This window comes from Burkholderia sp. Se-20378 (genome assembly GCF_017104665.1).
Classification (GTDB): domain Bacteria; phylum Pseudomonadota; class Gammaproteobacteria; order Burkholderiales; family Burkholderiaceae; genus Burkholderia; species Burkholderia lata.
The window spans coordinates 1-2,929 of the sequence record NZ_JAAGPG010000752.1; the positions used below are offsets into that span (position 1 = coordinate 1).

Genomic DNA, 2,929 nt, shown 5'->3' on the forward strand with positions numbered 1-2,929 from the left:
TAAGCCGGCTGCCGGGCCGCCCGCCGTGCCGCCGAGGCCCGCGTGGTTGCTGGCGGAGCCGCTGCCGTTGTTGATGCGTGGGGAGCGGCCGGTATTTCATACGCCGCTCAGGATGATGTCTTCCCCTGAGCGGATCGAGGCAGGGTGGTTCGATGGTCAACTTGCGGCGCGTGATTACTGCGTCGCGCAGGACGAGGCCGGTGCGTGCTACTGGGTGTTCAAGGAGCGGGCGGGCAGCGAGGCCGAGCCGCGCTGGTTCCTGCACGGCCTGTTCGGGTGAACGGTGATGGTTGCGGAATTCAGCTGGCTGCCCGATTACGCGGAATTGTTCTGCCGTTCGAACTTTTCGTTCCTGCATGGCGCGTCGCATGCGGAGGAACTGGTCGAGCGCGCGTCCGAGCTCGGCTATCGCGGGATCGCGATCACCGATGAATGCTCGCTCGCCGGTGCACCGCGCATGCACGTCGCGGCGAAGGCGAAAGGGTTGCCGCTCGTCATCGGTTCGTATTTCGACGTCACGCCGGATGAAGTTGCGCCCGGCCACGATCCGGGCCCCGGGGCGTTCGGGCTCGTGTTGCTTGCGCAGAATCGCGAAGGCTACGGCAACCTGTCCGAGCTGATCTCGTGGCGGCGGATGGAAGCACCGAAGGGGACTTACAAGCTGACGTCGCGGATGCTGTCGGCGCCGCCTGCCAAGTTTGCGCACTTGCGCGGCATGCCTGACTGCTTCGCGATTCTCGTGCCGACGTATCCGGTGCGTGCCGATGTCCTCGATGCGCAGGTCGCGTGGTTTCGCACGACCTTCGGCGAACGTGCGCGGCTCGGGCTCGTGCAATTGCAGCGCGCGCTGGACGGTGCGCAGCGCGAGGAGATTCGTGCGGCGGGAGAGCGGCGTGGCGTGTGCATCGTCGCGCTTGGCGACGTGACGATGCACCGGCGCTCGTGCAAGGAATTGCAGGACGTGATGACGGCGATTCGCGTCGGGATGCCGGTTTCCGAGTGCGGGTATGCGCTTGCGCCGAATGCGGAACAGCATCTGCGCGGGCGGAACCGGATCGGGAATCTGTATTCGCCGGCGGAGATCGAGGAGACCTGCACGATTCTCGATGCGTGCGATTTCGAACTCGACTCGCTTCGCTACGAGTATCCCGACGAGATCGTGCCGAAGGGACTCACGCCGACGAGCTATCTGGAGCAGGAAACCATGGCCGGGGCAGCCACACGCTATCCGCACGGTGTGCCGGAGAAAGTGGCGAAGCAGATCCGGTATGAGCTCGACCTGATCGCGCAACTGAGCTACGAGCCGTTCTTCCTGACCGTCTACGACATCGTCAAATACGCGCGCAGCCAGAACATCCTGTGCCAGGGGCGCGGCTCGGCGGCGAACTCGGTCGTCTGCTTCTGCCTCGGCATCACCGAGGTGAATCCCGAGCAGAGCACGATGCTGTTCGAACGCTTCATCAGCGCGGAGCGAGGCGAGCCGCCCGATATCGACGTCGACTTCGAGCATCAGCGTCGGGAAGAAGTGATCCAGCATATCTACGAAAAATACGGGCACAACCGTGCCGCCCTTGCCGCCGCCGTATCGACCTATCGTCCGCGTGGCGTGCTGCGCGAAACCGGCAAGGCGCTCGGCGTCGATCCGATGCTGGTCGATCGCGTCGCGAAAGCGCACCGCTGGTTCGACGGCAGCCGCGACCTGCTGCAGCAATTCTCGACGATCGGGCTCGATCCCGAGACGCCGCTCATCCTGGCGTGGGCCCGGCTCGCCGCGCGGCTGCTGAACTTTCCGCGTCACCTGTCGCAGCACTCGGGCGGTTTCGTGATCAGCCGCGGCAAGCTCACGCGGCTCGTGCCGGTCGAGAACGCGGCGATGGACGGGCGGCGCGTGATCCAGTGGGACAAGGACGATCTCGAAGCACTCGGGCTGATGAAGGTCGACGTGCTCGCGCTCGGCATGCTGTCGGCGCTGCATCGCGCATTCGATATGCGCACCGCGTGGCGCGGGCCGCCGGAGCCGGATGGCGAGCCGTTCACGCTGAAGCACATTCCCCAGGATGACAAGGCGACCTACGACATGATCTGTCGTGCCGACACGGTCGGCGTGTTCCAGATCGAATCGCGCGCTCAGATGTCGATGCTGCCGCGCCTGCGCCCGCGGACTTACTACGATCTGGTGATCGAGGTTGCAATCGTGCGGCCGGGGCCGATCCAGGGCGGGGCGGTGCACCCCTATCTGAAGCGGCGCCAGGGACTCGAAAAGGTCAGTTATCCGAAGGAGGAATTGAAGCCCGCGCTCGAACGTACGTACGGCGTGCCGATCTTCCAGGAGCAGGTGATGCAGATCGCGATGATCGCGGCAGGCTTCACACCGGGCGAGGCTGACCAACTGCGCCGTGCGATGGCCGCGTGGAAGCGCAAGGGCAATCTCGAGCAATATCACCGCAAGATCGTCGACGGGATGCGCGAGCGCGATTACCCGCCCGACTTCGCCGAACAGATCTTCGAGCAGATCAAGGGCTTCGGCGATTACGGTTTCCCCGAAAGCCACGCAGCCAGCTTCGCGAAACTCGCGTACGCCAGCAGCTGGCTCAAATGCCACGAACCGGCGATCTTCCTCGCTGCGCTGCTGAACAGCCAGCCGATGGGTTTCTACCCGCCGTCGCAACTCGTGCAGGACGCGAAGCGTCACGGCGTGCAGGTGCTGCCGATCGACGTGACGCAAAGCAACTGGGAAGCATCGCTGGAAGCGCTGCCCGACCAGCCGCCTCCGCACGGCCAGCCGGCCGTGCGGCTCGGCCTGTCGCTCGTGCGTGGCCTCGGCGAAGTTGCCGCACGCCGCATCGAAGCCGCACGCACGGCGGCCGGCCCGTTCGACAACGTCGACACCCTCGCACGCCGCGCGCAACTCGAACGCCGCGATCTCGAA

1 protein-coding gene and 1 pseudogene are annotated in these 2,929 nt (G+C 65.4%); both read left to right on the forward strand.

Going from position 1 to position 2,929, the window contains the following annotated elements; genetic code table 11:
* A pseudogene (locus tag G3N93_RS37045) lies at nucleotides 1-280 on the forward strand (DNA polymerase Y family protein); the annotation flags it as partial.
* Between the two features lie 6 nt (nucleotides 281-286).
* The coding region (locus G3N93_RS37050) for an error-prone DNA polymerase (RefSeq protein ID WP_206135244.1) at nucleotides 287-2,929 on the forward strand (2,643 nt) is incomplete at its 3' end.